The following is a 24,220-nucleotide window of genomic DNA, read 5'->3' on the forward strand; positions in this document are numbered from 1 at the left end:
CCGGGTTGCGCGGGTTGTGAGCCTCCGGCCTGGTTTTCGGGCATGGGGACTGAGGGGTTCAGGGCTGTGGTTGGGGGGCTGGGTGGTTGCGATGGGGTGTTGTGGGGAGTGGAGGGCCATGGCTGGGTGAGCTGGCGGTTCTGGGCCTTGTGGCTGAGGGAGGGCGAGGCGGTGCGCGGACGGGGGAAGTGGCGGTTGGGGTGGGTTTCGGCCGCCGTCGTGTGTGCGGGCGGGGTGGGCGGACGGGCACTTCGGCGATCTTCGGGCAGGGGTGCTGGAGGGCCTGGCAGGGTGGGCAAGGCCACGTCCACCTCGGTGCCGAGCAGGTCGGCTTTGGGGGATTTCCTGGCTACGCTGGCGCAGTGAGCGGCGCCACAACGAGGTGGCGCATTCTCTAGGGGAGTTGTTGATGGGCGGCAAGCTCGACCAAGCGAAGGACGACCTGCTCAGGAGGGCCGCGGAGACTTGTGCCCAGCGTCCCGGCGGTAAGGGCGAGGACGTGGAGGAGGCCCTCGCCTACCTCCGCCTCTACTACCGGCACGTGGCGCCCGAGGACCTGCTGTCGCGGGACCCCGCCGACATCTGCGGCCCGGCGATGGCGCACCGGCTGCTCGGTGAGGAGCGGCCGCAGGGGCGCGCGAAGGTGCGGGTGTTCACGCCGTCGCTGGAGGAGTACGGCTGGGACCCGGGGCACACGGTCGTCCAGGTCGTGACCGACGACATGCCGTTCCTGGTCGACTCGGTGACGATGGAGCTGAACCGCCACCAGCTCGCCACCCATCTGATCGTCCACCCCCTGCTCGGCGTGGACCGCGACGTCGCGGGCCAGATGCGGGCGTTCCGCGGCAAGCTCGACAGCGCCACCGACATCGACGAGTCGTGGATCCACATCGAAGTGGACCGCACCAGTGACCGTGAGCGACTGGCCGCTCTCGAAAAGGATCTGCTCCGCGTCCTGCAGGACGTGCGGGTCGCCGTCGAGGACGAGCCGAAGATGCGCGCCCGCGCCGGGGAGATCGCCGCCGCGATCCGGGAGGCCGCGCCGCCGCTGCCCGCCAAGGAGCTCGCCGAGGGCGTCGAGCTGCTCGACTGGCTGGCCGACGGGCACTTCACCTTCCTGGGGTACCGCGACTACACGCTGACCGAGGGCGGGGACACCGCTGAGGGGCGCGGGACGCTCGGGCTCCGCCCCGAGCCGGGCACCGGGCTCGGCATCCTGCGCAACGACAAGCGCGAGTCCGACAGCTTCGCCTCGCTGCCCCCGGAGGTCCGCGAGAAGGCCACCGAGAAGCACCTGCTGGTGCTGACCAAGGCGAACTCGCGCTCGACCGTCCACCGGCCGCTGTACCTCGACTACATCGGGGTGAAGAAGTTCGACGAGTCCGGGGAGGTCATCGGCGAGCGCCGGTTCCTTGGGCTGTTCACGCACGTCGCCTACAGCGAGTCGATCGCGCACGTGCCCGTCCTCAAGCGCAAGCTCGAAGAGGTGCTGGAAGAGGCCGACTTCACCGCCGACAGCTACGACGGCCAGGACCTCATCGAGATACTGGAGAGCTACCCGCGCGACGAGCTGTTCCAGATCTCCGTCGACGACCTGCTGTCGATCTCGCTGGGCGTGCTGCGGCTGCGCGAGCGCAGGCAACTGAAGCTGTTCCTGCGCAAGGACCTGTACGGGCGCTACATGTCGTGCATGGTCTACCTGCCGCGCGACCGGTACACCACGCAGGTCCGGCTGCGCATCCAGCAGATACTGCGGGACGCGTTCGAGGGCGTCAGCGTCGACTACAGCGCGAACGTGACCGAGTCGATGCTCGCGCGGCTGCACGTGGTGGTGCGGGGCGAGCGCGGACGTCCGCTGCCCGACGTGGACGTGGACGACCTGGAGGCGCGGCTGGCGAACGCGACCCGCTCGTGGGGCGACGACCTGGCCGACGCGATCGTCGAGCAGTGCGGCGAGGAACGTTCCGGTACGCTCGCGCGGCGCTACGCGAACGCCTTCCCCGAGGGGTACAAGGCCGACTTCCCGGCCCGGACCGCAGTCGCCGACCTGCGTCGCCTCGACGAGCTGACCGGCGACGACGACACCTCGATCAACCTGTACGAGCCCTACGGCGCCCAGCCCGGCGAGCGGCGCCTGAAGATCTACCGGCTGGGCGAGCCGATCTCGCTGTCGCGGGTGCTGCCGCTGCTCCAGAACATGGGCGTCGAGGTCATCGACGAGCGGCCGTACGAGATCGCGACCGGTGACGGTCGGCGGTACTGGATCTACGACCTCGGGCTGCGGTACGTCCCGCCCGTGGACGTCCCGGAGGAGGCCATCAAGGGCCTGTTCCAGGAGGCGTTCACCGCGCTGTGGCGCGGCCGGATCGAGAACGACGGCTTCAACGCCCTCGTCCTGCACGTGGGGCTGAGCTGGTGGCAGGCGATGATCCTGCGCGCCTACGCCCTGTACCTGCGGCAGACCGGCACCACCTTCTCCAAGCGCTACATCGAGCAGGTGCTGCTGCGCAACGCGCAGATCACCCGGCTGCTGATCCGGCTGTGGGAGAGCCGCCTCGACCCCTCGCTCGCGGGCGGTGAGGAGGAGCGCAGCCTCGGCATCACCGAGGAGCTCCAGGGCAAGCTGGACGAGGTCGCCAGCCTCGACGAGGACCGCATCCTCCGTGCCTACCTGGCGATGATCCAGGCGACGCTGCGCACGAACCACTACCAGCACAAGCCCTACCTGGCGGTCAAGTTCGACCCGCAGGGCATCCCGGACCTGCCCCAGCCGCGCCCGACGTACGAGATCTTCGTGTACTCGCCGAAGGTGGAGGGCGTGCACCTGCGGTTCGGGTCCGTGGCGCGCGGCGGGCTGCGCTGGTCGGACCGGCGGGAGGACTTCCGCACCGAGATCCTCGGGCTGGTGAAGGCGCAGGCGGTGAAGAACACCGTCATCGTGCCCGCGGGTGCCAAGGGCGGGTTCGTCGGCAAGCAGCTCCCCGACCCCGCCGCCGACCGCGAGGCGTTCATGCAGGCGGGCATCGCCTGCTACAAGGACTTCATCTCCGGCCTGCTCGACGTCACCGACAACCTGGTGGACGGCAAGGTCGTCCCGCCCTCGAACGTGGTCCGCCACGACGGCGACGACACCTACCTCGTCGTCGCGGCCGACAAGGGCACCGCGACGTTCTCCGACATCGCCAACGGTGTCGCCGCCGAATACGGGTTCTGGCTCGGCGACGCGTTCGCCTCGGGCGGCTCGGTCGGCTACGACCACAAGGCGATGGGCATCACCGCGCGCGGCGCCTGGGAATCGGTCAAGTACCACTTCCGCTCCCTCGGTAAGGACATCCAGAGCGAGGACTTCACCGTCGTCGGCATCGGCGACATGTCCGGCGACGTGTTCGGCAACGGGATGCTCCTGTCGGAGCACATCAAGCTGGTCGCGGCGTTCGACCACCGGCACATCTTCCTCGACCCGGACCCCGACCCCGCCGCCTCGTTCGCCGAGCGGCGCCGCGTGTTCGAGCTGCCCCGCAGCTCCTGGGCCGACTACGACACCTCCCTGATATCCAAGGGCGGCGGGGTCTTCCCCCGGACCGCCAAGTCGATCAAGCTGAGCCCGCAGATCAGGGCGGCCCTCGGCATCGAGGACGGGGTCAAGGCGCTGACCCCGTTCGAGCTGATCCGCGCCGTGCTCAGGGCGCCGGTCGACCTGCTGTGGAACGGCGGCATCGGCACCTACGTCAAGTCCTCGATCGAGAACAACGCCGACGTCGGCGACAAGGCCAACGACGCCGTCCGCGTGAACGGCGAGGAACTGCGCTGCAAGGTGATCGGCGAGGGCGGCAACCTCGGCCTGACCCAGCTCGGCCGCATCGAGTTCGCCCGCGAGGGCGAGCGCCGCGGCGCCGGAGCCCTGGTCAACACCGACTTCATCGACAACTCCGCCGGCGTCGACACCTCCGACCACGAGGTCAACATCAAGATCCTCCTCGACCAGGTCGTCCGGGACGGGGAGCTGACGCGCAAGCAGCGCGACGGCCTCCTCTACGAGATGACCGACGAGGTCGGCCGGCTCGTCCTGCGGGACAACTACGCGCAGAACGTGACGCTCGCCGCGTCCCGCGCGCAGGCGGCCGCGATGCTGCACGTCCACGCCCGCCACCTGCGCAAGCTGGAGCGCGACGGGCGGCTCAAGCGCAGGCTGGAGTTCCTGCCCGACGACAAGGCCCTCGCCGAGCGCCGCCAGTCGGGCCTCGGGCTGACCAGCCCCGAGTTCTCCGTCCTGCTGGCCTACGCCAAGCTCACCCTCGACGCCGAGATCGTCGCCTCCGACCTCGCCGACGACCCGTACCTGGAGTCGTGGCTCGTCGACTACTTCCCGACCCCGCTGCGCGAGCGGTTCCAGAGCTACATGGACCGCCACCCCCTACGCCGGGAGATCATCACCACCGCCGTGGTGAACGACCTGGTCAACAACAGCGGCTCCACGTTCGTGTTCCGGATGAACGAGGAGACCGGGGCGTCCTCGTCCGACATCGCGCGCGCCTACCTGGTGGCCCGCGAGGTCTTCGAGATGCCGCGGTTCTGGCGGTCGGTGGAGTCGCTCTCGCACCAGGTCGAGGAGTCGACCCAGATCGCGATGCTGCTGGAGGCGCGGAAGCTGACCGAGCGCGGCGCGCGCTGGCTGCTGCACAACCGGCGGCCCCCGTTCGACATCCGCGAGACGATCGACTACTTCTCCGGCGGCGCGGCCACGCTCAGCGGGCGCCTTCCGAAGGTGCTCGTCGGCCTGGACCTCGCCGCGTTCGAGCAGCGCAGGGACGGATTCGCCGAACTCGGCGTGCCGGACGACCTGGCCGAGCAGGGCGCGATGCTCGTCGCCGCCTACTCCACGTTCGACCTCGTGGGCATCGCTCACGAGACCGGACGCCCGGTCGAGGAGGTCGCCGAGGTGTACTTCGACCTCGGTGACCGGCTCCAGCTGTCCCGCCTCCGGGAGCGCATCATCGCGCTGCCCCGCGACGACCGCTGGCGCTCGATGGCCCGCTCCGCGCTCCGCGACGACCTGTACGCCGCTCATGCCGCCCTCACCCGCGACGTCCTCGTCACCAGCGAGCCCGGCGGGCAGCCCGAGGAGCGCCTGGTGCACTGGGCGGAGAAGAACCAGACCGCGGTGCTGCGCGCCCAGCAGACGCTCAGCGAGATCTGGGAGAGCGACAGCTTCGACCTCGCGACGCTCTCGGTCGCCCTCGGTTCCATCCGTACCCTCGTCACGGCGAGTTCCCTCCCGTCCACCGAGGCCTGACCGGCCCCGTTCCCCCACTCCGTGCCGCCCGCCCCGCCTGGGGACGGGCGGCGCGCTCGTCTCCCATCCTCGACACCGCGGCCCCGCCCCAAAAGTGGAATGCCGTTCTGTGGATAAGCCCCGGCATCCCGAAAATGATCGACTTTCGAGCCGGGGTGCGAGTCTCAGGGAACGGTGCGGCGCGGTGCGTTCAGCGCGCAAGCTCCGCCCCCCGAGGCGATCAATATCCCTGATCGGGCCACGAGCCATGCGGGTCGCCGGTCGGCGTAAGGAGGGTGACGCATTGAGCGGAGCCCCGACGTCCAGGGACGATCGACGGCCTCACCCGCCGAGCCTGTAGCCCGCCAACGAGTGCCCGGGAGAGGCTGAGAGGACGGCGCGGGCGGTGCATTAAGCGGACATTCTACGTTCACAGAGTGACAACTCAGTTACTCTGCGATGATGCTCCGTGGACCGGACCACCGTCTCCACTCGGGGGGCTTCATGCCCAAACGTTTCATCACCATTCTGTCGCTGGGACCCTGCCTGGCCTTCGCCGCATTCGCGGCGGGCTGCGGCGGGGGAGAGAGTTCGTCCGCAGGGACGGATCCGCCGGCGCTGACCAAGGCGCAGGCGCAGCAGGTTCTCACCTCGTTCACCGAAGGGGCGAACCGCGCGGGCAGGACGCTCGACCGCGGCGAACTCACCGGAATCGAGGCCGACCCGCAGCTGTCGATGGACGCGGCGTCGTTCAGGCTCCGCAAGGTCATCCGCCAGCGGCCGCCTACGCTCCGCTTCGACAACCCGTCGTTCTACATCCCGCGCATGAAGGAGTACCCGCGCTGGTTCGCCGCCGACGCCAGCACGGGGGCGGGCAAGCAGACGACGCGGCACGCGCTGCTGTTCACCCAGTCCGCGGCCGGAGCGCCGTGGCTGCTGGCCGCGGACCCGTTCCCGCCGGACGCCGCGCTGAGCCGTGTGGCGCTCGACGCGGAGGGGTACGCCACAGCGGTGAGCCCCGGGACGTCCCAGGGGCTTCCCGTGGCGCCCGCGAAGCTGGCCGACACGCACGCGGCGATGCTGTCGGGCGGGTCGTCCGCGCCCGGCGCGTCCGTCCTGGCGGACGGGCCGAGGACGAGCCAGACCGTCGAGGCGCTGCGTCAGGGCGAGAGGATGCTGGCCAAGCGGGGGATCACGCTCTCGTCGAGGTTCTCGGTCGCCCCGTACGGGGTGTACGCGCTGCGGACCAAGGATCGCGGCGCCCTCGTCTGGTATGTCCTGCAGCAGAACGAGGCGTATTCCTCCGCGAAGCGGGGCAGGCTGGCTGTAAGCGGTGATCTTGTCGGGCTCGCTCCCGCCAACTCCGTCCGGAACCGCATGGACACCACCGTCCTCGTGCAGTATCTGGCCACCGTTCCGCCCAAGGGCCGGGTGACGATCAGCGGCATGTACCGCAAGGCCGTCACCGCGCACGGTTCCTGAACTCCGTCGGGTGCCGGGGCGTTCCCGCTCTTCTGACCGCTGCAGCGGGACCGCCACCGGCATCCGACGGGCCTGTCCCTAGCCCAGGCCGGTGCCCGGGTCGTGCCGAAACCACGGAAGGCGCACGGCCCGGTCAACGAACCAGCAGCGAAAAACGCGGCCGCTCAAGCAGCGGAAAACGCGGTGCTCAGGCAGCGGAAAACGCGGCCGCTCAGGGGCGCGCCCCTCAAACCCTGGCCGCGCCCGGCGGTGCACGTCACGGCGCTCGCCCTCAGCCCCGCCGAGACGGGGTTACGCGGTCTCCTGCTGGCGCATCCAGCGGATCTCGGCCTCGATGAACTCGTCGATGTCGCCGTCCAGGACGGACGTGGGGTTGCCGACCTCGACCCCGGTGCGCAGGTCCTTGACGATCTGGTACGGGTGCAGGACGTAGTTGCGGATCTGCGTGCCCCAGCTGCTGGTGCCCTCACCGCGCAGCGCGGACATCTTCTCCGCCTCCTCCTGCCGCTTGCGCTCCAGCAGCTTGGCCTGGAGCACGTTCATCGCGGTGGCCTTGTTCTGGAGCTGGCTCCGCTCGTTCTGGCAGGACACCACGATCCCCGACGGGATGTGGGTGATGCGGACGGCGGAGTCGGTCGTGTTGACGCCCTGGCCGCCCGGCCCGGACGAGCGGTACACATCGACCCGCAGCTCGCTCTCGTCGATGTCGACGTGGTCGCTCTGCTCGACGACCGGCACGACGTCGAGCCCGGCGAAGGAGGTCTGGCGGCGGCCCTGGTTGTCGAACGGCGAGATGCGGACGAGGCGGTGCGTGCCGTGCTCGCCGCGCAGCGTCCCGTAGGCGTAGGGGGCCCGCACCGTGAAGGTGGTGGACTTGATGCCGGCCTCTTCCGCGTAGGAGGTGTCGTAGACCTCCGTCGGGTAGCCGTGCCGCTCCGCCCAGCGCAGGTACATCCGCTGGAGCTGCTCGGCCCAGTCGGCCGCGTCCACGCCGCCGGCCTGGGCGTTGATCGTGACGAGCGCCTCGCGGGCGTCGTACTCGCCCGACATGAGCGTGCGCACCTCAAGCTGCTGGACGGCCTTCTGCAGGGAGGCCAGCTCCTCGTCGGCCTCGCCGCGCGTGTCGGCGTCGTCCATCTCCTGGGCGAGCTCGTAGAGGGTCGCGATGTCGTCGTGCCGCTGGCGCAGGCCCTCGACCCGGCTCAGCTCGGCCTCCAGGTACGACAGGCGGCGCGTCACCGTCTGGGCGCGCTCCTGGTCGTTCCACAGGTCGGGGTCGGCCGACTGCTCGCGCAGCTCGGCGATGTCACGCCGCATGCCGTCGAGATCCAGCACCTGCTCGATGCCGGTGAGTGTCGAGCCGAGCTCCTTGAGCTGCTCTTCGGGTTCGATGGCTGCCACGCCCCCGAGCCTATCGCCGTCCCGGTAGTGCCCGAGCGTTCTGACATTACGCTGTGGATGGCAGAATCACGAAGAGGTCGATCATCACGGTCGGCATGGGGTTGTTCTGGCCGGGGGATGGAGCTGTGCGGAGGATCTCTCGGGCCGTCGTGGCGGTCGTGGTGCTGCTCGCGGCCGCGGGTTGCGCGGAGGAGAAGAAGAGCGGCGCGCCGCCGTCCACCCCCATGCCCACGCCTTCGCCCACGCTCCCGGTTCCCCTGACATCGCAGGTGGCGGAGAAGGCGTTCGGCACCTACGTCACCGACGAGGACGTGGCGCGCGCGGCCGGGGACGAGCGCCTCGCCATGACCTGGACGTCGGGTGGGCAGACGCTGCTGACCGCCGCCGAGTTCCGCAAGGCGGCCTTCGACGGAGACCCCGTCCGGCGTTTCTCCTATGAGAAGCCCAAGCTGTACGTACCGAAACTGAAGCCGGACGGATACCCGCAGTGGTTCGTGGCGTCGGTGAAGCGGTCCGTCCAGGGGGAGGACGAGAGCGAACGCACCGCGCTGATGGCGTTCATCCTGCGCTCGCCCTCCGACCGCTGGCATCTCACGATGACGACCCTGCTCTCGAAGAAGGCCAAGGAGCCGAAGGTCGTCCTCGACCCCGAGGGCTACGCGGAGGCACTGGGCAAGGACGACACGTCGGTGGTGATCCGCCCCAGGGACGTGGGCGGTATCCAGGCGACGATCGCCGCCGAGGGCGGACGCAGCGTGGCGGCGAAGGTGATGCGGCCGGGCGCCGTCACCACCGGCTACTACCAGCAGGCAAGGCGTGAGAAGAAAAAGGCCAAGGAGAAGGACCTCACGCTCCAGGTCGTATACACAGCGACGCCCTACCCTTACTTCGCGCTACGTACGGAACATGACGGCGCCTTTGTGCTCTACTCCCTGTTCCGCAGCACGACGCTCGTCGCCAAGGACCCGAAGACGCCCAAGCCCGAGATCCCGTCAGAGGCGGAACACCTCCTGGACGGCACGGTCGAGGGCAACGAGATCGACACCACATCCGTCCTGCACTTCGCGGCCCTCGACCCGGCACGGGCCAAGAAGGGGAAGACGCAGTCCAAGGCCAGCGTCATCGCCGACGACGGCGCGGTCTCCAAGGCCACGACCCCGCCCCTGAAGAAGCCCTGACCCGACGGGTGCGGCCGTCTCGGAGCGGTCGGTGGCAAGCGTCGAGCCCGCCACTCGGAAGGCCCTGGCCGTCCGCCGTCGGCTCAGTAGACCCTCTGCAGGACGAGCGCGATGAAAAGGAGCGCGACGAGCCCCGCCAGGACGAGCGCGGGCGGTATCGACGGGCCGTGGCGGTGGAGTTCGGAGCGGGCGGCCCGGCAGGTCGGGCAGCGGCCCTCGACCACCGGGTTCGAGCACCGGGCGCAGATCAGATGTTCGCAGCTCATGTCGTGGGCCCCAATCTCCGTGAACGGCACGTGGGTCCGTGCGGGTGAGAACGTCGATCGACGACCTATTAGGTATCTTTCGCCATCATCCAGCGTAGCCGGACTGTATGGTCGTTCCGGCAAGTCCGGGAGCTTGACGGCATGAAACAGGCCTGACGTCGGGAGACGGTTGCATGGCACTGATTGGATGCAGGGCAATGATCGGACACCATCACCCCCTCCGGCGTGTCGCCGTCCAGGGGACGGCCGACACGCCGTTACGGGCCGCCATTCCCGGTCATGCGCCCCACGTCGAGCGGGACGAGGTAGTTGACTGTCCCCTCTACACTGCTCGGAGGCTCCACGGTCCACCCGGCCGCGAAGCCCGGCGACCAGGCCGTGGGCCACGGATCTCCTCCGTGGTCACAGGTCGGGCCGTTCCCCAACCCCTAGACTGAACCGCCGTGATGCAGCCGTGATCCATTTCGACAACGTCACCAAGGTCTACCCGAGCCAGAACCGGCCAGCCCTGCAGCATGTGAACGTCGCCATCGAGAAGGGCGAGTTCCTGTTCCTGGTGGGGCCCTCCGGTTCCGGCAAGTCGACCTTCCTGCGCCTCGTCCTCAAGGAGGAGCGTCCTTCCCAGGGTCACGTGCATGTGGCGGGCAAGGACCTGAGCAGGCTGAGTAACTGGAAGGTGCCGCACCTGCGCCGCAGGATCGGCTGCGTCTTCCAGGACTTCCGGCTGCTCCCCAACAAGAACGTCTTCGAGAACGTCGCGTTCGCCCTGGAAGTGATCGGCAAGCCGCGGCGCTTCATCGGCAAGGTCGTCCCCGAGGTCATCGACCTGGTCGGTCTGGAGGGCAAGGCCCACCGGATGCCGGACGAGCTGTCCGGCGGTGAGCAGCAGCGCGTCGCCATCGCGCGGGCGTTCGTCAACCGGCCGATGATCCTGCTGGCGGACGAGCCCACGGGCAACATCGACCCCGCCACCTCCATCGGCATCATGAAGGTGCTGGACCGCATCAACCGGACCGGCACCACCGTCGTCATGGCCACCCACGACGCCGCCATCGTCGACGCCTTCCGCAAGCGCGTCGTCGAGTTGGAGGACGGACGGGTCGTCCGCGACCAGTCGCGCGGCGTCTACGGCCAGGCCTACTGACCCGGCGGGGGCCTGACCGGGAAGGCCGCCGCCACCCCATCTGAACCCAACGATTCTTGCCGGGGCGTACGACACCCCAGACGTACGAGACACCCGCAGAGGGCCCGCGCGCGGCGCGGCGCCCACGCTTCCGGCGGGACACAGGCGATCAAGGACAGCGAGGCATGCGCGCACAGTTCGTTCTCCAGGAGATCTGGATCGGTCTCCGCCGGAACATGACGATGACGATCTCCCTCGTCATCACCGTCGCCATCGCCATGGCGCTTTTCGGCACGGGCCTGCTCCTGCGTAAGCAGGTGGACGAGTCCAAGAGCTACTGGTACGACAAGATCGAGGTCTCGATCTTCCTGTGCGCCAAGACCAGCTCCAACGACAGCTGCCAGAAGCGGGACGTGACCCCCGAGGAGCGGGACGCGCTCAAGACGCAGCTTGAGAAGATGCCGCAGGTCTCAAGCGTCCAGTACGAGAACAAGCAGCAGGCGTACGCGCGGTTCAAGGACCGTTTCGCGAGCTCCCCCGGATTTGTGCAGAGCACCCGCGAGGGCGACATTCCTGACTCGTTCCGGGTGAAGCTGAAGAAGCCCGAGGAGTACAAGGCGGTCGCCCAGGCGATGCTCGGCCAGAAGGGCGTCGACACCGTCATCAACGAGCAGGAGATCCTCAAGAAGTTCTTCAGGATCCTCAACGGGCTCCAGTTCGCGGCGCTGCTGATCGCCCTGATCCAGGTGGTGGCGGCGGTGCTGCTGGTCGGCAACACCGTCCGGCTGTCGGCGTTCAACCGGCGCCGGGAGACGGGCATCATGCGGCTGGTCGGCGCGTCCAACACCTATATCCAGATGCCCTTCATCCTGGAAGGCGCGATCGCGGGTCTGCTGGGCGGGCTGATCGCCTCGGTCCTGCTGGTGTTCAGCAAGATGTTCCTCGTCGACCGGCTCGCCAACGACCTCCAGATCGTCAGCAAGCTCGGCTGGAGCATCGTCATCCTGGTGATCATCCTGTCGATATGTTTCGGGGTGCTGCTGTGCGCCCTGTCCTCGTTCCTGACGCTGCGGAGATACCTGAGAATCTGATCCGGCGGCCCGCGCCGTCCAGGATCCGGATCCGCGTGAACCGGACGCCGGACGCCGCCGTCAGAGCAGAGCGGGCGCCCGCGCGCAGCGGGCGCCGGGGAAAAGCGGTTCCACCCTGACCGCGCGGCCCTCGTAAGATCGCGTACGGACGGGAAGGGGCTCGGTGCAGGAACCGATGCCGGACAAGGACCGAGGCTGATCACGTGCCACGCGACACAGGGCGCAAGCTCATCGCCCAGAACAAGCGGGCCCGCTACGACTACCACATCGACGACACCTGGGAAGCGGGCATGGTGCTCATGGGCACCGAGGTGAAGGCGCTGCGCGCCGGACGCGCGTCCCTCGCCGACGGCTACGCCCACGTCATGGACGGCGAGGTGTGGCTGGAGCACGTCCACATCCCCGAGTACACGCAGGGCACCTGGACGAACCACGCCCCCCGGCGGCGCCGCAAGCTGCTCCTGCACCGCCGGGAGATCCAGAAGATCATCGCGAAGTCGTCGGAGCCGGGCTGGACGTTGATCCCCCTCGCGCTGTACTTCAAGGACGGCAAGGCCAAGGTCGAGATCGGGCTGGCCCGTGGTAAGAAGGCCTACGACAAGCGCCAGGCCATCGCCAAGCGGGAAGCCGATCGGGAGATGCAGAAGGCGGCGGCCGCCCGGTTCAGGAGACGGTGAAGGGTGTCGATGATCCAGCCAGGCCGGTCGACGGACCGAGAGGGCGAGCCGGATCTCCAGGGCGCCGGCGCGAAGGCCCGCCGAGGCCGGCGGCGCGTCGCGCGTAGATCGCGCACCGTGCGGCGCCGGGTGACCGCGATGGTGGCCTGCGTCGGTCTCGTCGGCGGTCTGACGACGGGCTGCTGGGCGGAGCCGTCCGCGATGCCCGCCGTCCGCGACTTCCTCATCGCCTGGGAGGTCGGCAACTACACGGCGGCGGCCAAGCGGACCATCGGCGCCGACCGCGCCCAGGTCTCCGCCGCGCTCGGCCAGGTCCGCTCCCAGCTGGACGCGGCGTCCCTGCGCCTCGCGCTGGGCGTCACCGGCCAGGACAGCGACGCCAAGGCGATCGACAAGAAGGGCGACGAGGCGGACGCCAACTTCTCGGTGAAGGTCGACCTCGGCGAGAACGGCCAGCCCTGGACGTACAAGGGGCAGATGCACCTGCGCCGCAAGGGCGGCAAGTGGAAGGTCGTCTGGGACCCCTCCATCATCAACCCGGTGCTGAAGCCGGGGCAGCGGCTCGCGGTGCAGACCGAGGTGCCCCCGCGCGCCGCCATCACCGACACCCAGGGCCGCTCGCTGCTGCAGAAGGTCGGGGCCTACAACGTCGGCGTCTTCCCCGGGGGGCTCGCGAACCCGCAGCGCACGCTGGACGAGCTCGCCCGACAGGTCAAGATCGACGGCGGCCGGCGGCTGGACTCCGAGCGCCTGCTCGGACGCGTCAGGTCCGCGCCGCCGCAGCGGTTCCTGCCCCTGCTGACCCTCCAGGTCCCCGAGCACAACGGGTTGATCCAGCGGCTCAACCAGGTCCCCGGGCTGACCTTCCAGGGCGTCCGCGTCCCGATCGCGCCGGTGTACGCGCCGGAGCTGGTCGGCACCCTCGGCCCGGCGACCGCCGACCGGCTCCAGCAGGTCGGCGCCCCCTACCAGCCCGGTGACACGATCGGCGTCAGCGGCGTCCAACTGCTCCAGCAGCGCCGCCTCGCGGGCACCCCGACCGTGCGGATCGTGGCGCAGGATCCGGCGGGCAAGGACACCCAGGTGCTGCACGCCTGGCCGGGGCAGCAGCCCCAGGAGGTGCGCACCACGATCGACCCCGGCTACCAGCGCAAGGCCGACTACGCCCTCAGCGGCGTGACCGTCCCGGGGTCGCTGGTGGCGGTGCGTCCGGCCACGGGCGAGATCCTCGCCGTGGGCAATCGCGCGACGAACGGCCGAAACCTGGCGTTCGAGGCGCACTATCCACCCGGTCTGACGTTCGGGATCGTGTCCGCGGAGGCGCTGTTCGCCCACGGCGGGATGACCCAGTCCACCAAGACGACCTGCCCTGGCACCGTCACGATCGGCGGCCTGACCTTCACCAGCAGGGCCCGTCCCGCCGGCAGTTTCGCGAACCAGTTCGGCGCGTCCTGCCGGACGGCCCTCGCCCAGCTCGGCGGCAAGCTCGACGCGAAGACGCTGGTCGCCGAGGCCGCCAGGCTCGGCATCGGCAAGGACTGGGGGCTCAACGTCCCCGCCTTCACCGGCTCGGTGCCGCCGCCCGCCAACGACGCCGAGAAGGCCGCCACCATGGTCGGCGAGGGCAAGGTCCAGGTCAGCCCCCTCGCCATGGCCCTGGTGGCCGCCGCCGCCCAGAACGGCACCTGGAAGGCCCCCTACGTCCTCAAGGACCTCTCCAAGGCCGACCAGATCCAGCCCACCAACCTCCAGTCCGAGGCCATCTCCAGCCTCAAGAAGCTCCTCTCCAGCTCCGTCCGGGCGGGCCTCGCCCAGCCCGCCCGGGTCTCCGGCGACGTCGTCGGCGTCGCCGCGCTGCCGACCGTCACCGAGAACGGCCGCAAGAAGGAGATCTCCTGGTTCGTCGGCTCGCGCGGCGACCTGGCCGTCGCCATCGCCATCGAGGGCCACGTGTCCGCCGCCAAGGTGGCGGCCAAGTTCTTCACCGCGCAGCCCGGCCGGGCACGCTGAGGCGGCTTTGACAAGCCTTTACGCGCTCGGACGCAACCACCCCGCCCTCTCCCGGCGTCTTCCTGGGTGACTGGGCCTCCGCTCGGGGGGTTGCGGAACCCAGTCGACGTGATGAGACCAGAGCCTCGTCTCGGGGGAGGCTCTGCCGTCCGGACCGGCCCGACCCTGCCGGTCGGCCCCGGTGGGCGCGTCCAACCACGCGCTCACCGGGGTTCACGTGTCCCCGCGGGAATCACGTTGCCCGTCGGGGCGTTACCTTGTAACGTCGTCGTTCGGACGTCTTCGACGGCCGTTTGACAACTCAACATGGGGGTGACCGGCTTCGACTTCGGTCGATCGAGCCAGGGGAAGCGGGTCGAGGGTTGCTGTTGTGACCTCGTAAATCCTGTGACAGCGAACCAATAACTGCCAACAAGAAGCAGTCCGAGTTCGCTCTCGCCGCCTGAGGCGAGTAGCGAACTCTGTCAGCCCGGGAGCGTCTCCGACCCGGGGTCTGGCATCGTAAGGAGACTCCACCTGCAAGCCCGGTCGCGGGACCTGTAGGGAAACCAAACAGCGACTGAGCCCGTCGGCGACACGCCTGCGTGAGCGCCGGGGCTGAGAAAACGCTAAGCAGGCTGCACCCGGAGAAGCCCTGACTCATTACCGAAGGACGCGGGTTCGATTCCCGCCACCTCCACCACGTGTGCTCGTCGGCCCCCTTCGGGGCCGACTTCGCCGGTTCTTCGTGTTCTTCTGGGGGGCGACCCCCAGACCCCCGGTGTGGGGGCTCCGCCCCCACACCCCCTTGTGGCTCAGGCCGTTGGTCTGGCTCGGGTTCCGCCGTGCACGCTTCGCGTGCACGGCTTCTTGTTTCTGTGGGTACTGCGCGCGCTGCCCCTGCTCGCTGGTCTGGAGCACCGGGGGTGCCCCTCGTGGCGGACGGGTTGTGGCCGTCACCTTCGATGACGCCACTGCTTGGGCGGCGTCCGAGGTGTTCCTGGGCCGACGCGGTCGGCCGTCAGTCGGCTGCGACGGCGCGCCGGACGCTTTCGCGGAGCAGGGCGCGGCGTCGCTCATGTGCTTCGGCGGGCTCCTGGGCGGTCGCCGCGTAGACGTTGCTGACGGGTGACCAGGCCATGGACATGGCGATGACCATGGCCATCACGTCGAACGGGTCTCCCTGGCGCACCAGGCCGGCGGCCTGGGCCTCGGTGATGGCGTGCAGCTTGCCGTCGTCGACCCGGTGGTGGTCGTCGACGAGGTGGCCGGCCGGGCGGCGCTCCAGGCGCGCCCAGGTGGCCAGCCGGATCAGGTCGGGACGGCGCAGGTACTCGTCGTAGAGGCGCACGGCCCAGTCCGCGAGGTCGGTGGCGTCGATCGGCGCGACGTTCATGATTCGTTCCAGCGAGCCGAAGAAGATCGTGTCGAAGAGCTTCTCCTTGTTGCCGAAGTAGGCGTAAAGCTGCGCCTTGTTGGTGCGTGCGGCGGCCACGATCCGCTCGATGCGCGCCCCGGCGATCCCCCGCTCCGCGAACTCCTGGGTCGCCGCGTCGAGGATGCGCTGGTAGGTCGCCGCTCCGCGGGCGGTCAGGGACGGTTCGGCCATGTCTCCGACGCTACCAAACAGAACAGTTGGTTTGCTCGGATACCGTGAAGCAAACCGAACAGTCTGTTTAAGGAGAGGCCATGCGAACCACTGTCGGCTGGCAGGCGGCGGGATCACCGGCAAGGCTGCGCCGAGTCCCGCTGAAGCGCCGTGATCTGCGTCCAGACGACGTGGCGGTCCGAGTCGATCACTGCGGCGTCTGCCACACCGATCTGCATGCCCTGAGCGGCCATGACGGGACGCATCCGCTGGTGCCGGGGCACGAGTTCACGGGAGTGGTGACCGAGACCGGGGCCGCGGTCACCGGCCTCGGCGTTGGCGCCCCTGTCGCGGTCGGCAACATCGTCGATTCCTGCGGCGAGTGCCCCATGTGCCGGGTCGGTCAGGAGAACTTCTGCCATGCCTTTCCGACCCTGACCTACGGCGGCACCGACCGGCGGGACGGAACGACCACTCTGGGCGGCTTCTCCCGCGAGTACGTCGTCCGCGACCGGTTCGCCTATCCGCTTCCCGCCGGCCTGGATCCGGCCGCCGCCGCTCCCCTGCTCTGCGCCGGGATCACCGTTTGGGAACCCCTGCGTGCGCTCGGAGTGGGTCCCGGCAGCCGTGTGGCGGTGGTGGGGCTGGGCGGTCTGGGGCATCTCGCGGTCAAGCTGGCGGTGGCGCTGGGCGCCGACACCTCGGTCGTCAGCCGGTCTCCCGCCAAGGCGGACGACGCGCGCCGTCTGGGCGCGGAGGGGCTCATCGTGTCCAGCGATCCAGCGCAGATGGCCGAGGTCCGGGACCGGTTCGACATCGTCATCGACACCGTCTCCGCCCCGCACGACCTCGGCCCGTACCTGCGGCTCGTCGCCATGGACGGCACGCTCAGCCAGGTGGGACACCTCGGAACCCTCACGGTGGACGCCCTGGACCTGCTCGTCGGGCGCAAGAAGCTCAGCTCCGCGGGGAGCGGCGGCACACCCGCGACCGCGGCCCTGCTCGCCTTCTGCGCCGACAAGGGCATCACCGCCGACGTCGAGGTGCTCCCCTCGGCCCGGGTGCACGAGGCGCTAGACCGCCTCCGCCGCAACGACGTCCGCCACCGCTTCGTCCTCGACCTATCCGACCTGGACTGAACCCCGGGCGGCCAACTCATCTCTTTGTGGACGCGCGGCACCAGGGGGCGGGACGTGCCGCCGCGTCGTAGAGAGGCCGCCCGCCCGGCGACGACGGTGGGCGGGCGGCGGGCACGGCTGAAGTCCGTGCCGGTGGTGCGGCGTCCACGACAATCTCCGCGCCGGCCGTCCTGCCGCACCTTCGGCTGGGCGCGCCGGCCGCTGCCGCGCCTTTCAGCGTCCGCCGCCCGGCACTGGGTCGCGAGATGCGCGAGACCCTAAACCTGCTGGAGGAGGGGATCACAGCCGAGCGGCGTGAATCGGCCGTCACCGATCTGCGGCTACTCCTCGCGGCCCACGCGCAGGCTGCGGGCGGCCAGGTAAGACTTGAGGTGGGGCAGCTGGAAATCTTCGACGAGCCGGAGTTTGTGAAGGGTTACTACTTGGTGGTGAACGCGCCGCGCCCTGATGGTAGAACCGATGACTGGCGTATCGAGATCGGTTACTGGGAACCGGACGATCCAGATGAGGAGGAGTGCACCAGCGCCACAGGGGAAACCGTTCTCTTCTGTGAACTCTCAGCGCGGCCTACCCTCTCCCAGTTCGCCAGATCGGAGTCGCTGTGGGCGCGGTGCACCGGCCCGTTGCCGTCACTGGTTGCCGGGTTGCCCCTCTGGCTCTTCTGATCTTTTGGGCTCGGCAGCGGTTCGGTCATCGCAGCGCCTGCCCGGACGGTGGCGCGGGCCCGGTTCCTGCTCTGGGAGCACGACCTCCTTGGTCCCCTCTGTGCGAAGTTCCCGCTATGTGTGGGTAGAGCCGGGGTCTGGACCGATTTGTATGTTTTGGTCGGACTCGAATCACGCTTGAGTTCCAGTCCGGTCCTTGTTGTCTCCCAGGTCGCCTATTACCTGGAAACATTGGGTCTGGGGCGCCGGTGGACGCGTTCGCGGATGCTTGTCCCTGGGATGAATGGCGAAGAAGGACGGTGCGGTGGAGCCTGGGGTCGCGCTTGGGGGGCGGTATCGGCTGGTCACCCGGCTGGCCCGCGGCGGGATGGGGGAGGTGTGGTCGGCGGTCGACCAGAGTCTGGCGCGCTGGGTCGCCATCAAGATCGTGCTGGCGGAGATGGGTGCTGATCCGATGCTGATCGCTCGGTTGCGGCGGGAGGCCCAGACCGCGGCGGCTCTCTCCCACCCGGGGATCACTGTGGTCTACGACATCGGAGAGCATGAAGGCCATCCGTTCTTCGTGATGGAGTTGCTGGAGGGGACCGACTTCAAGGCGCTGCTCGCCGATAGCCCCGGTGGAATGCCGGCAGTGCGTGCCGCGGGGTTGATGGCACAGGTGGCCGACGCGCTCGACTACGCCCATCGAAAGGGTGTGGTGCACCGGGATATCAAACCGGCCAACCTCATCGAACTGGTGGGAGGCGGTGTGCGGATCTGCGATTTCGGCATCTGTCGATACAGTGAGGCCACCACTGGACTCACCGCGTCCGGGGGAGTGCTGGGCACTCCTGCCTACATGGCTCCTGAGCAGTACGAGGACGGGTCTGTTGACGCACGCAGTGACTTGTATTCGTTCGGTTGCACGCTATATGCGCTGCTAACCGGTCGCCCCCCTTTTCCGGGTCCTTCACTGGTCGCGTTGATGCGCCAGCATCTGTCCATGCCTCCCGCTCGACTGACCGCCGCTCCGAGCCGCCTCGCCGATCTGGTGGCGAGCCTTCTTTCCAAGAACCCCGGCGACCGGCCCGCGTCCGCAGGAAAAGTCGCCGATGCGCTGCGGGCCGTGGCCGCCGAACGCTCCGTACCGTCGACCTTCGACGACGATCTGCGCGTGACATTCCCGAACCTCCAGCCCGTGCTCAAGTCATTTGACGAAGGCATCGCCGATCAGGTTCCCCGCGCCAGATCGCTGCTTCGGTGGCCTGATTTCGGCTATCAACTCGGTCGCGAACTAGCGGCCCTCGATGTCGACACCATTTTGATCATTCGCGAGCGAAACGAGACCCATCACTATGTGCAGGCCATGCGCGAGACCGATCGGCTATATGCCGAGGCGGTCAGCAACAATTTCCTGACTGGCGACCTTCTGCTGACCGAGCAGGACGAGGCTGAGATGGTCAGGCTCGGTTGGAATCCTCCCCGTGATCCTGTACCAAAAAACTGGTGGACCGAGTTGCCGGCGTCTGCCACTGCCGCGGACCATCGAAATCTGGCGAGCATCATGATGGTCGGCGCGTTGCGAGATGTTCAGGGCGTGCGGTGGACTTCGAGCCTGGTGTACGAGTCTTTCTGGCGGCACGGTACCGGGCTGATTGAATTGTTGGACTTCGACGTTGAATGTCTTGATAAAAAGCGGGTCTATGTACAAAAGAGCAGTGCTCAAAGGGATGGCCAGGGCCCGGAGTGAAGAGCGTCGGCGGGCTGCCTGAGTGGATCTCGGTACCGACTCAGGTTGTTGGTCCGGCTCGGGTTCGCCGCGCACGGGTTGTGTGCGGGGCTTGGGGCGGCAGGGGCAGATTGTGCTGTGTCGACGGACGCTCCCGCGGCCGCCCTTCTAACCTGGTGGGGTAGCCGACCTCACCGGTTCCGCACCCTGATCTGCACTGACATGGCTTCCTCACGGCATCGATGATGGAGGTGAGGTGGTCTGTGGTGGCGGAGATCAGGGTCAGTGGTTTCGGGCGGCGGCAGACTGGGCTGGGGGCGGTCACCGATGAGGCGGCCGCCGCTTACGGGCGGATCCTGCTGGCGATCGTCGGTGCCGACGGTGAGGTGACGGAGCCGGAGTTCGACTGGCTCGTGGCCCACCAGCGCTCGTTCGGTGTGCCCGAGCACGTCATCGACGGGTACGCCGCCTTCGATCACCGGTCGGCCGACCTGGATTCGCTGCTGGACGCGCTGGACGTCGATGTCGACGGTTGGCGGCCCGGCCCCACGCTCATCTACCACGCGATCCAGATGGCCGGGGCCGACGGTGACTACGCCGATGCCGAGCGCGCCAAGGTGAATGTCGCCGCCCGGCGGCTGGGTGTGCCCGACGATGTGGTCGCTGTGCTGCACCACATGGTCATTGCCGAGACTGCCCTGGACGCGATGCGCACCGTCCTGTTCCACACCGCTCCGGCGCCGGCCACGCCTCAGCAGCGCTGCCAGTAATAGAAGTAGTAGGTGCCCAGGCTGCCGTCGGTGGAATCCAGGGACAAGAGGTTCGCCTTGGACGGGTCGGACGTGCCCGCGTCCACTTGCAGTTCGGTGGCCAGAGTAGTGTTGCTGCGTTCGCCGCAGGGTTTGACGGGCACTTCGGGGATGTCGCTCTGTTCGATGAATCGCCATACATCGGAGTACAGGCCGCGAATGGTGTTCTTTCGACCTGCGGGTGGATTGCGGTTGAATATGCTAAAGGACGACCTCAGTGTGCCGGAGGCTCCTTCCTCCAGGCTTGCGAAGCCCTGGTTATCCACCCGCGAGATCCCGTAGGTGAATCCCGGCGGATGGGCCACCCGCACGGTGAGCCGGCAGCTCTTTCGGGAGTCGGACGGCGGCTGGTTTCCGCCGGCGTATGCGGTGTAGGAGCTGTAATAGACCCGGAAGTGCTCTTCCGTCGATTCGATCCTCACCGTGCCCACCGGGCAGCCTGTTCCGTTCATGGCCACCAGTTCGATCTTGACACTTCCGGCGGGCGGCTCTGCGGCGGCCGAGGCGGGGGCGGGGACCAGGGCGAGGGTGGTGCTCACCGCCGTGATTGTTCCGGATTTCAGCATGACAGCCTCCCGGTGAGTGGAAGTCCATCGGTATTTTATTTTCGGTCGGGCGGCCGGTCAATGTTGAATTCTTTTCTGTTCTTATTCACTTTCAACTTTTGGGTTCGCCGGTGGTCCAGTCCCAGGTGGTGAGGGTGGTGCGCATCAGTTCGGCGGCGGAGGAGAGGCGGGCGTCGGCGCGCCAGTGCAGGGTCAGCGTGCGGCGGCAGCCGGGGGCGTCCACGGTGATCCAGGCGACGGGGGCGACGGTGGTGCTGCCGCGGGTCATGGTGCGGCGGGCGATGGCGGGGACGAGGCCGAGACCGAGGCCGGCGTTGATCAGGTCCGCCATCGCGGACGACTCGTCGCCCTCGCAGACGATCTTCGGGGTGAGGTGTTCGGCCGCGAAGAGGCGGTCGAGGAGCTGGCGTTGCCAGTGTCCCTTGCGGGCGGTCACGAAGGGCTGGTCGGCGAGGTCCCGGATGGTCACCGAGGTGCGGTTCGCCAGGGGGTGGTCGGGTGGGGCGGCCAGCCAGACCTCCTCGTCGAGGAGGTGGGCCGTTTCCAGGTCCTCGGCGTGGACCGGCTGGGACGCGGCGCACAGGTCGATGTCCTGGGCGCGCAGGTGGCGGGCCATCTGCCCGGCCGGCATCTGGTGGAGTTCGATCTCGATGGTGGGATGGGCCCGCTTGTAGGCGGTGAGGGGGCCGGTGAGGGTGAGGAAGGTCTCCGACGCGAGCCGGACGGTGCCGAAACCCTGGCTGGTGGCCTCGGCCACGGCCCGCCGTCCCGCGTCCAGCTCGCCCAGGGAGCGTTCCACGTAGCCGCGGAAGAGGCGTCCGGCGTGGTTCAGGCGGAGCCGTCCGCCGCGGTCGAACAGGGGTGTGCCGAGTTCCTTCTCCAGGCGGGCGATGGTGCGGCTCAGGGAGGGCTGGGCCACGTGGAGTTCGTCGGCGGCGCGGCTCAGATGTTCCAGGCGTGCCACCGCGAGGAACTGCGTGAGCGTGTTCAGGTCCACCGGGCCTCCTTCATGACCGCAGATGCATAACGCCATAGCAATATTAATCTTGGACATGATAACTCCCGGGTCATAGCGTCAGGGGCGATCGAGAGGAGGTCGCCCTATGGCCACCGTCGCCGGCGGTTCGCGCCGGGTCAGGCCCATCGAGTGGGTGATGCGCGCGGTCGTCAGCGCGCACGCGGTTCTGATCTTCGGGCAGCCGGTGTTCGCCGGCGTCTATCTGAGCGGTGACTTCGACGGCCTGCGCTGGCATGCGGCCGGCGCGAACGTCGTCACGTCGGTCGGGTACGTGCAGGTGGTCGTCGGAATCGTCGCCTGGGTCCGGTTGCGCCGGGCCTGGCCGTTCCTCGCCACGCTGGCGCTGGTGGTCGCGGAGACGGTGCAGTACTTCGCCGGGTTGGGCGGCGCGCTGTGGCTGCACATCCCGCTGGGCGTGATGACGATCGTCGCGCTGGTCGTGATGTTCATCGCGGTCTGGTGGGCGCCCGTCCGGAGGGAGGGCACCGATGCGTGAGCGGGGGATGGGCAGGCGGCAGGTGCTCGGCATCGGCGGGGCGCTCGGGCTGATGGCGGCCTCCGGGCTGTCGGTGTCGGCCGCGTTCTCGCGGCGTCCGGCGCTGACCGGCGCGGAGTTGCGCAGCGACCTGCCGTTGCCGTCCGCGTTCCGGGTGCCGCTGCCGGTCCCGCCCGTCCTGAAGCCGGTGAGCACGTCCGGCGGGGTGGACCGGTACGAGATCACCCAGCGGGTGGAGAGCGCGGAGATCCTGCCGGGGCACCGGACGCCGCTGTGGACCTACGACGGAACGTTCCCGGGGCCGACGATCGAGGCGCGCCGGGGGCGTCCGGTCAGCATCACGCACCGCAACGAGCTGCCCGTGCCGACGGTCGTCCACCTGCACGGCGGACGGACCGCGCCGGACTCCGACGGCTATCCGACCGACCTCGTCCTGCCCGAGGAATGGCAGGAGGGCCATGGCGCGCACGGCGGCGGGCACAAGATGAGCGATCCGCGGGCCGTGGTGACCAGGGTGACGCGCCGGTACACCTTTCCGATGGACCAGCGGCCGACGCTGCTCTGGTACCACGACCACCGGATGGACTTCACCGCTCCGGCGATCTGGCAGGGGCTGGCGGGGCTCCATGTCGTCCGGGACGACGCCGAGGACGCGCTCGGCCTGCCCTCGGGGCGGCGCGAGCTGCCCCTCATGATCACCGATCGGGCGTTCGCGGACAGCGGTGCCCTCGTCTATCCCGCGATCGACCGGACGCTGCGGACGCGGCCCGGCGTCCGCGGTGCCTACCTCGGCGGGGTCCTCGGTGATGTGATCCTGGTCAACGGCGCTCCGTGGCCGGTGCACGAGGTCGACGCCGTCCGGTACCGGCTGCGCTTCCTGAACGCCTCGAACTCCCGGCACTACGACCTTGAGGCGATCGGGCCCGACGGGCGCCGGCTCGATCTCGTCCAGGTCGGCTCCGACCAGGGGCTGCTCGCGGCGCCCGTCACGCACCGGCGGCTGCCGATCGCCCCCGCCGAACGCTACGACGTGGTCGTCGACTTCGCGGACGTCCCGGTCGGCGGCATGGTCAGGATCGCCAACCGGCTGGGCTCGGGCCGCACCGGCGACGTGATGGCGTTCCGGGTCGCGCGCAGGGCCGCCGACGGGAGCCGCGTGCCGCGCGTGCTGTCGACCGACCTTCCGACCTGGCGGCGGTCGGAGGCCGTGCGGACGCGCGAGTTCTCCTTCCGCGCCGGACGGATGCACGGGGACCACGGGTGGCTGATCGGCGGGCTGCCGTTCGATCCCGCGCGCTCGGACGTCAAGGTCGGTCTCGGCGACGTCGAGGTGTGGCGGCTGGTGGCCGACGTCCACCATCCCGTCCATCTGCATCTGGTCGGTTTCCGGGTGCTTTCCCGCAGCGGTCGAAAGCCCCTGCCCCAGGACGCGGGGCTGAAGGACACCGTTTCGCTGCGTCCGGGCGAATCGGCGGAGATCATCACGCGCTTCGACGGCTACCGGGGGCGCTATCTCTTCCACTGCCACAACGCCGAGCACGAGGACATGGGAATGATGGCCAATCTGGAGATCACCTGACGGCGTGGGGCGCCCGCGCGCGTGTTCGGCGTATTGGACCACGACGGTGGTGACGGCTCGGTGATCTGAGGGGGCCAGGTATCCGCCTGGTGACAGCATCCTCCCTGCACCAGATGACCTCTTGTCCGTATGTGAGGGGAGAGTTACCGTCGGTGGCAAGCGCAGCAGTTGTA

18 protein-coding genes and 1 other RNA gene are annotated in these 24,220 nt (G+C 68.9%); 14 read left to right on the forward strand and 5 right to left on the reverse strand.

Features of this window, described 5'->3' with window-relative positions; genetic code table 11:
- Positions 1 to 409: 409 nt before the first annotated feature.
- On the forward strand, positions 410 to 5,293 hold the full coding sequence (locus tag GNZ18_RS08590; protein ID WP_156215739.1) for an NAD-glutamate dehydrogenase: 4,884 nt from the start codon (positions 410 to 412) through the stop codon (positions 5,291 to 5,293).
- Between the two features lie 483 nt (positions 5,294 to 5,776).
- Positions 5,777 to 6,754, forward strand: coding sequence for a DUF8094 domain-containing protein (locus GNZ18_RS08595; RefSeq protein WP_156215740.1), 978 nt, complete (start codon positions 5,777 to 5,779; stop codon positions 6,752 to 6,754).
- Positions 6,755 to 7,045: 291 nt separating this feature from the next.
- Here GNZ18_RS08595 and prfB read toward each other — a convergent pair whose 3' ends face one another.
- Positions 7,046 to 8,155: a peptide chain release factor 2 gene (gene prfB, locus GNZ18_RS08600; protein ID WP_214618435.1), complete on the reverse strand. Its 1,110-nt coding sequence runs from the start codon at positions 8,153 to 8,155 to the stop codon at positions 7,046 to 7,048.
- 125 nt (positions 8,156 to 8,280) lie between these two features.
- Here prfB and GNZ18_RS08605 point away from each other — a divergent pair, with 125 nt between their 5' ends.
- Entirely contained in the window at positions 8,281 to 9,333 is a 1,053-nt protein-coding gene (locus GNZ18_RS08605) for a DUF8094 domain-containing protein (protein ID WP_156215741.1), read from the forward strand.
- 83 nt (positions 9,334 to 9,416) lie between these two features.
- Here GNZ18_RS08605 and GNZ18_RS08610 read toward each other — a convergent pair whose 3' ends face one another.
- Positions 9,417 to 9,599, reverse strand: coding sequence for a hypothetical protein (locus GNZ18_RS08610; protein ID WP_156215742.1), 183 nt, complete (start codon positions 9,597 to 9,599; stop codon positions 9,417 to 9,419).
- A gap of 454 nt (positions 9,600 to 10,053) precedes the next feature.
- Between GNZ18_RS08610 and ftsE the strand changes: the two genes are divergently transcribed.
- The 5 genes from ftsE (at position 10,054) to ssrA (ending at position 15,182) form a co-directional block, all read left to right on the forward strand.
- The gene (ftsE, locus tag GNZ18_RS08615) at positions 10,054 to 10,743 is read left to right on the forward strand and encodes a cell division ATP-binding protein FtsE (RefSeq protein WP_067453578.1); all 690 of its coding nucleotides are present in this window, start codon (positions 10,054 to 10,056) and stop codon (positions 10,741 to 10,743) included.
- Between the two features lie 164 nt (positions 10,744 to 10,907).
- Positions 10,908 to 11,813, forward strand: a complete 906-nt coding sequence (gene ftsX / locus GNZ18_RS08620) for a permease-like cell division protein FtsX (protein WP_156215744.1) — start codon at positions 10,908 to 10,910, stop codon at positions 11,811 to 11,813.
- A gap of 203 nt (positions 11,814 to 12,016) precedes the next feature.
- The gene (smpB, locus tag GNZ18_RS08625; RefSeq protein ID WP_214618437.1) at positions 12,017 to 12,490 is read left to right on the forward strand and encodes an SsrA-binding protein SmpB; all 474 of its coding nucleotides are present in this window, start codon (positions 12,017 to 12,019) and stop codon (positions 12,488 to 12,490) included.
- A gap of 117 nt (positions 12,491 to 12,607) precedes the next feature.
- Positions 12,608 to 14,500: a penicillin-binding transpeptidase domain-containing protein gene (locus GNZ18_RS08630; protein WP_308166115.1), complete on the forward strand. Its 1,893-nt coding sequence runs from the start codon at positions 12,608 to 12,610 to the stop codon at positions 14,498 to 14,500.
- A gap of 308 nt (positions 14,501 to 14,808) precedes the next feature.
- Positions 14,809 to 15,182: a transfer-messenger RNA gene (gene ssrA / locus GNZ18_RS08635) on the forward strand.
- A 318-nt stretch (positions 15,183 to 15,500) separates the two neighbouring features.
- On the opposite strand, the gene GNZ18_RS08640 is transcribed toward ssrA, so the two are convergent.
- On the reverse strand, positions 15,501 to 16,088 hold the full coding sequence (locus tag GNZ18_RS08640) for a TetR/AcrR family transcriptional regulator (protein ID WP_156215745.1): 588 nt from the start codon (positions 16,086 to 16,088) through the stop codon (positions 15,501 to 15,503).
- 80 nt (positions 16,089 to 16,168) lie between these two features.
- Between GNZ18_RS08640 and GNZ18_RS08645 the strand changes: the two genes are divergently transcribed.
- The 4 genes from GNZ18_RS08645 to GNZ18_RS08660 all read left to right on the forward strand — a co-directional run bounded on the left by GNZ18_RS08645 (position 16,169) and on the right by GNZ18_RS08660 (position 20,349).
- Positions 16,169 to 17,206, forward strand: coding sequence for an NAD(P)-dependent alcohol dehydrogenase (locus GNZ18_RS08645; protein ID WP_156215746.1), 1,038 nt, complete (start codon positions 16,169 to 16,171; stop codon positions 17,204 to 17,206).
- Positions 17,207 to 17,451: 245 nt separating this feature from the next.
- Positions 17,452 to 17,871, forward strand: a complete 420-nt coding sequence (locus GNZ18_RS08650) for a hypothetical protein (protein ID WP_156215747.1) — start codon at positions 17,452 to 17,454, stop codon at positions 17,869 to 17,871.
- A gap of 283 nt (positions 17,872 to 18,154) precedes the next feature.
- Positions 18,155 to 19,600 (forward strand): serine/threonine-protein kinase, encoded by a 1,446-nt coding sequence (locus GNZ18_RS08655; protein WP_156215748.1) that lies wholly within the window; start codon positions 18,155 to 18,157, stop codon positions 19,598 to 19,600.
- Between the two features lie 245 nt (positions 19,601 to 19,845).
- Complete coding sequence (locus tag GNZ18_RS08660) at positions 19,846 to 20,349, forward strand: tellurite resistance TerB family protein (protein ID WP_156215749.1); 504 nt, start codon at positions 19,846 to 19,848, stop codon at positions 20,347 to 20,349.
- Here GNZ18_RS08660 and GNZ18_RS08665 read toward each other — a convergent pair.
- Positions 20,331 to 20,927, reverse strand: coding sequence for a DUF4360 domain-containing protein (locus GNZ18_RS08665; RefSeq protein ID WP_173390693.1), 597 nt, complete (start codon positions 20,925 to 20,927; stop codon positions 20,331 to 20,333). The genes GNZ18_RS08660 and GNZ18_RS08665 overlap by 19 nt on opposite strands.
- 118 nt (positions 20,928 to 21,045) lie before the next feature.
- Entirely contained in the window at positions 21,046 to 21,951 is a 906-nt protein-coding gene (locus GNZ18_RS08670) for a LysR family transcriptional regulator (protein WP_312874387.1), read from the reverse strand.
- A gap of 106 nt (positions 21,952 to 22,057) precedes the next feature.
- On the opposite strand from GNZ18_RS08670, the gene GNZ18_RS08675 reads away from it, so the two are divergent.
- Both GNZ18_RS08675 and GNZ18_RS08680 read left to right on the forward strand, forming a co-directional pair.
- Positions 22,058 to 22,468 carry a hypothetical protein gene (locus tag GNZ18_RS08675; protein WP_156215752.1) on the forward strand — a complete coding sequence of 137 codons (411 nt, stop codon included), beginning with the start codon at positions 22,058 to 22,060 and terminating at the stop codon, positions 22,466 to 22,468.
- Complete coding sequence (locus tag GNZ18_RS08680) at positions 22,461 to 24,047, forward strand: multicopper oxidase family protein (RefSeq protein ID WP_156215753.1); 1,587 nt, start codon at positions 22,461 to 22,463, stop codon at positions 24,045 to 24,047. Before GNZ18_RS08675 ends, GNZ18_RS08680 begins: the two co-directional genes overlap by 8 nt.
- The last annotated feature ends 173 nt before the right edge of the window (positions 24,048 to 24,220 follow it).

This window comes from Actinomadura litoris (genome assembly GCF_009733595.1).
In the GTDB taxonomy this organism is placed as follows: Bacteria; Actinomycetota; Actinomycetes; order Streptosporangiales; family Streptosporangiaceae; genus Spirillospora; species Spirillospora litoris.